This window comes from Frisingicoccus sp., assembly GCA_016298055.1.
Lineage (GTDB): Bacteria > Bacillota > Clostridia > Lachnospirales > Lachnospiraceae > Frisingicoccus.
This window is the reverse complement of record JAEDDO010000127.1, coordinates 1-5,125: the sequence shown is the minus strand read 5'-3', so window position 1 is coordinate 5,125 and position 5,125 is coordinate 1. Positions and strand designations below refer to the sequence as shown.

At 38.8% G+C, this 5,125-nt stretch carries 6 protein-coding genes, 1 tRNA gene and 1 pseudogene; all 8 read left to right on the top strand.

All coding sequences use genetic code 11. The annotated features are described in order from the left end of the window. Positions 1–15 precede the first annotated feature (15 nt). Positions 16–89 (top strand) — tRNA-Arg (locus tag QZZ35_RS08900). A gap of 409 nt (positions 90–498) precedes the next feature. Next, positions 499–1,374: a ParB/RepB/Spo0J family partition protein gene (locus tag QZZ35_RS08895; RefSeq protein WP_291237081.1), complete on the top strand. Its 876-nt coding sequence runs from the start codon at positions 499–501 to the stop codon at positions 1,372–1,374. A gap of 13 nt (positions 1,375–1,387) precedes the next feature. After that, complete coding sequence (locus QZZ35_RS08890) at positions 1,388–2,170, top strand: ParA family protein (RefSeq protein ID WP_216412874.1); 783 nt, start codon at positions 1,388–1,390, stop codon at positions 2,168–2,170. Next, entirely contained in the window at positions 2,163–3,071 is a 909-nt protein-coding gene (locus tag QZZ35_RS08885) for a ParB/RepB/Spo0J family partition protein (protein ID WP_291237080.1), read from the top strand. Before QZZ35_RS08890 ends, QZZ35_RS08885 begins: the two co-directional genes overlap by 8 nt. Continuing rightward, the gene (locus QZZ35_RS08880) at positions 3,061–3,420 is read left to right on the top strand and encodes a replication initiator protein A (RefSeq protein WP_291237079.1); all 360 of its coding nucleotides are present in this window, start codon (positions 3,061–3,063) and stop codon (positions 3,418–3,420) included. Before QZZ35_RS08885 ends, QZZ35_RS08880 begins: the two co-directional genes overlap by 11 nt. A 63-nt stretch (positions 3,421–3,483) precedes the next feature. Continuing rightward, positions 3,484–4,461 carry a DUF6017 domain-containing protein gene (locus QZZ35_RS08875; protein ID WP_291237078.1) on the top strand — a complete coding sequence of 326 codons (978 nt, stop codon included), beginning with the start codon at positions 3,484–3,486 and terminating at the stop codon, positions 4,459–4,461. A gap of 16 nt (positions 4,462–4,477) precedes the next feature. After that, complete coding sequence (locus tag QZZ35_RS08870) at positions 4,478–4,774, top strand: hypothetical protein (RefSeq protein WP_291237077.1); 297 nt, start codon at positions 4,478–4,480, stop codon at positions 4,772–4,774. A 118-nt stretch (positions 4,775–4,892) separates the two neighbouring features. Continuing rightward, a pseudogene (locus tag QZZ35_RS08865) lies at positions 4,893–5,125 on the top strand (hypothetical protein); the annotation flags it as partial.

Below are 5,125 nucleotides of genomic sequence, written 5' to 3'. Positions count from 1 at the left end.
CCAAAAATCGGGCATGTCGTCATAGCTCAGCTGGATAGAGCACTCGCCTCCTAAGCGAGGGGTCGGAGGTTCAAATCCTCTTGGCGACGCTGAACACAAGCGGTGATGCGATGGTTTTTACTAACAATCGTGTCACCGCCTTTTGTTAGCAGAAAGCAAAAATCACTCATGAAAATTGCCACCAATGATGGCAAAATTCAAGGTGCCTGCCACCAGAATCAGTGATTTGCCACCACCTTTGGGATAGCACTAATGCCACCAAAAGTTCTGTGTATCATTGAAAGTGATTTTTATGTCTGTCAATTGCGGTAAATCGTAGTAATCTGTATTTCATGAAAATGGAAAGCATAGAAAACTGCCACCACTTGTTAGCAGAAAACAATATAAAGATGTTGGCAATGCCATCACACGAAACGACGAGCTCGTTTGGTTCAAACACGAAATGCGTGTACTGAATCAAACGGGCTCTTTTTGTATGCCCGAGAAAAGGAGAACTATATGTCGAAAGATGAAATGAGTATTGAATCCCTCGAAGGTGATCAGGTCATTGAGATGGATATCAATCGGTTAAGAGATTTTAAAAACCATCCCTTCAAGGTAACTGCTGATATCAGTATGGTGGAATTAAAGGAAAGCATTCAAAAGTTTGGAATCTTAAATCCTCTGATTGTGCGACCGGTTATTGAAGGATATTACGAGATCATATCCGGACATCGCAGACGCTATGCAGCCAAGCAACTTGGATATACCAAGGTTCCAGTCATTATCAAGGTAATGCGAAAGGATGAAGCTATTGTGGCAATGGTAGATTCCAATCTACAAAGAGAATTTATCACGCCAAGCGAGAAAGCTCGTGCATATAAGATGAAATACGATGTTCTCAGAAAAAAGAAGAATGTTAACTGTTGCGGACGTGTCGTCCACAAAACTAAGGGAAAAAGAACAGTGGAAATATTGGCTGAGCAATACGGAGAAAGCGCAAAACAGATTCAAAGATATTTAAAATTGAATGATTTGATTCCAGATCTTCTTGCCAAAGTGGATGACGATGAGCTTTCATTCAGTGCTGCCATCGAAATAGCATTCCTAAAGGAAGAAGAACAACAATGGTTTCTGGAGGCAATGACCTTTGTTCAAGCCACTCCATCTTTATCTCAGGCACAAAGAATCAAACGTTTGAGCCAGGAGAAGAAACTGACGAAGGATGAGATAAAAGATATTTTATCTGAGATAAAAAGAGAAGACGTATCACGAGTCACATTCAAGACGGAGCAACTTCGAAGATTTTTTCCGAAGGGTTACTCCATAGAAATGATGAAACGAGAAATAATCGATATTTTGAAGATTTGGATGGAAAAATACTGGGATGAATAAGGAGGAAATGATTATGTGTAAGATTATCGCCGTAGCCATGCAGAAAGGTGGCTGTGCAAAAACAAGTGTATCACTGAATTTAGGAGTTGGGCTTGCCAGAGCCGGTAAGAAGGTTCTTTTGATTGACAACGATCCTCAGGGAAACCTGACAGCAAGCTTAGGATATGAGGAACCTGACGACATGAGCGATACCTTAGCTTCTATCATGATGAAAGTAATAAACGAAGAAACAATTGAGGATGGATATGGAATTCTCCATCAAGAAGAAGGCATTGATCTGATTCCGGGAAATATTGAATTATCCGGCTTAGAAGTACTTCTTGCCAATGTAATGAGCCGGGAAAATATTTTAAAGGAATATCTGGATCAGATAAAGGACCAGTACGATTACATCATCATTGATTGTATGCCTTCCCTTGGAATGACAACAATCAATGCTTTGGTGGCTGCTACTTCTGTTCTGATTCCTGTACCGGCCGCTTACCTTCCAGTCAAAGGTCTTTGTCAGCTGATCAAAACAATTTCTATGGTAAAGAAACGATTAAATAAGAAATTACAGATTGAAGGTATTGTTCTAACTATGGTGGATTACAGAACAAACTTTGCAAAAGATATCAGTCAGAAATTAAGAGAAAGCTATGGTTCCACAATTGGTGTATTTGATGCTTATATCCCATTCTCAGTGAAAGCAGCTGAATGTAGTTTGGAAGGAATCAGCATTTATAAACACGAGCCAAGAGGAAAAGTTGCAAAGGCTTATCAGGAATTAACAAAGGAGGTTTTATCTCATGAATAGAACAGGTCAGAAATTGAAATTAACATCTGTAGAAGAATTGTTAGGAGTTCCGGCAACAGAATCATCGACAGAAATCGACATTCATATGATTCATGATTTCAAAGATCATCCTTTCAAAGTATTAGATGACGATAAGATGTCAGAGCTTGTCGAAAGTATTCGGATAAATGGTGTTCTGTCTCCTGTTCTTGTGCGTCAAGACGGTGAGGACAGCTATGAAATGATTTCCGGTCACAGAAGGATGCATGCAGCAAAAATCGTAGGTCTAACGATGATTCCGGCGATTGTACGTGATTTAACGGATGATGAAGCTATTGTATACATGGTGGATTCCAACATCCAGCGAGAGGAGTTGCTTCCGAGTGAAAAGGCGTTTGCTTTCAAGATGAAAATGGATGCGTTAAAAAGGCAGGGATTACGACGAGATCTAACTTCGGACCATAATGGTCCAAAGTTATCCGCTTGGTCCATTGGTGAGGACAATGGTATCTCCGGTACGCAAGTAAAAAGATATATCCGTCTCACAGAGCTTATTCCAGAGCTGTTAGACATGGTTGATGCAAAGCGATTACAGTTTACTGCCGGTGTTGAGATTTCCTATATCAATAAAGAAATCCAGCAATGGATCTGCGAGTACATCCATGAGAATGGAAACGTAAATCAGAAACAAATAGCTCTTCTTCGTCAAGAATTGTCAAACGGAGCAATCACTCAAAGTCAGTTGATTGACATTCTTAATGAAAGTGCTACCGGACGTATTCCAAAGAAAAAGGTAACGCTGTCAGAAAAGAAATTAAATAAATACTTTCCACCACACTACTCTTCAGCAGACATGGAGAAAGTAATTGAGAATCTTCTGATTCAGTGGAAGGAACAAGGAGGTGCTGAGCATGGCATTTGATTATTACTACGGTATATCGTCTGAGCAATACAGTTTTTACAGAATTCCAAAGAGCCTGATGTTTGGGGATGACTTTCGAGAGTTATCCCTCCAGGCAAAACTTCTTTACGGACTACTCCTAGACCGAATGGGAATGTCCTCAAAGAGAAAATGGATTGATAACGAAAATCGTGTTTATGTAGAATATCCGATTTCTGAGATACAAGATGACATGAATGTTTCAAAGAAGAAGGCAATCGAATACCTGAAAGAACTTGAAGCAGTCGGTCTGGTCATGAAAAAGGTGATCGGTTTTGGTTCACCCAATCGCTTGTATGTAAAGAATTATGTGGTTTCACAGCACGCATAAACATTTCAGAAGTTTAGAAATCGACACTCCTTGAGGTGCCGAAATGGAAAAGGAGGAATGTTCATGGAACAACAAAAACCGCAGTTCCGTTACTACTACGGAGATGAATCTGAGCAATTCAGTTTCTTTAAAATACCGAAACTATTGATCACCCACGAGTTATTCCGGAACCTGTCAAATGATGCCAAGATCCTGTATGGGCTACTCTTAGATCGAATGAGTTTATCCCAGAAAAATAAGTGGTATGACGAGGAAAACAGGGCTTATATCGTATGTAGCATTGAGGAAATCACAGAATTATTGAATTGTAGTCGAAACAAAGCAATAAAATCCCTTCAGGAACTGGATACGGAAAAAGGAATTGGACTGATTGAAAAACGTCGTATGGGCCAGGGAAACAATACCATCATATATGTAAAGAATTTCTTACTTGCCCAGGAAAAGAATTCGCAGCAATCGAATGCTGAAACAATTTCAGAAGTCCAAAATGTAAACTTCCAGAAGTCCAAAATATGGACTTCTAAAAGTCCAAAAAATCAACTTCTAGAAGTCCAAAATATGGACTATAATAATACTTATAATATTAAAACAGATAATAGTGAGACTATTGATTCTAATCGAATCATATCTAGGGATGAACAACGATATGATGAACGATTGGATGCCGAAGCAGAGCTAAAAGCTTATCAATCTCTGATCAAAGAGAATATTGAGTATGATTGTTTGATGGTTAGCTATCCGACAGAAAGGGATACCATAGAAGGTATCTATGAGTTGATCGTAGAAACTGTCATGTCAAGTGGTGAGAAGATCCTTATCGCAAGCAACTGGTATCCTACAGCCTTAGTAAAATCAAAATTCCTAAAGCTTAATGTAATGCACGTTCAATACGTCCTGGATATGTTACGTGCAAATACATCAAAGGTACGTAACATCAAGAAGTACATACTGGCTTCGCTCTTTAACGCACCATCAACCATAGACAGTTATTATCGTGCAGAAGTGAATCATGACTTTCCACAGTACGCTTCTGCCAAGTAAGAAGGAGGACTGAAAAATGTTTATTCTTAAACTAATTGCAAAAATCTGTGTGTTACCATTAATTCTTGTTTTGGCTGTTCTCTTAGGAATCGTCAAGCTGTTTGTAGGCATCTATAATGTTGCAAGGAGCCTGTTTACATTCTTACTGGGAGCTTTGATTGTTCTTACCATTATCTATTACCAGGATTGGTTGCAGGTAGGATTTCTGGCTGTGCTTTCTGGAATTGGCTTTGCGATTTTGTTTGTTGGAATTGCATTTGAAGTCATGATTGAAGAGTTTATTGAAAGATTAGGTATGTTTGTAATGTCATGATGAAAACAACCTAAAAAGTAAGCAATAACATCGTAAGTCGAGCGTATTTGTAGAAGTTGTGATTGACTTGAAGAAAAAAATAGAGAGAATATTATTAGCATAACGGAGAATGATACATATGAGCATAGAAAGAGATGAATATATCCAATTACCTCCCCTTAAAAAAGATACAGATCCGGAAGTACTGATCGCCTTGTGGGAATATATGAAAATGCCGGAGGAAAGTCAAAAAGTAGTTTTTTCAACAATGAAAGAATTGAATGATTGTGGTGAAGATGGGATTTTTCCCCAACCTGAGGCTTACCGGAGTTTACCGTCAGAAAATGTGGAACAGTTTGAAAAAGTAATGAA

Excerpts from the sequence above, each read along its gene's own strand:
- QZZ35_RS08885 (WP_291237080.1), top strand. The coding sequence starts at position 2,163 with ATGAATAGAACAGGTCAGAAATTGAAATTAACATCTGTAGAAGAATTG.
- QZZ35_RS08875 (WP_291237078.1), top strand. The coding sequence starts at position 3,484 with ATGGAACAACAAAAACCGCAGTTCCGTTACTACTACGGAGATGAATCT.
- QZZ35_RS08895 (WP_291237081.1), top strand. The coding sequence starts at position 499 with ATGTCGAAAGATGAAATGAGTATTGAATCCCTCGAAGGTGATCAGGTC.
- QZZ35_RS08880 (WP_291237079.1), top strand. The coding sequence starts at position 3,061 with ATGGCATTTGATTATTACTACGGTATATCGTCTGAGCAATACAGTTTT.
- QZZ35_RS08870 (WP_291237077.1), top strand. The coding sequence starts at position 4,478 with ATGTTTATTCTTAAACTAATTGCAAAAATCTGTGTGTTACCATTAATT.
- QZZ35_RS08890 (WP_216412874.1), top strand. The coding sequence starts at position 1,388 with ATGTGTAAGATTATCGCCGTAGCCATGCAGAAAGGTGGCTGTGCAAAA.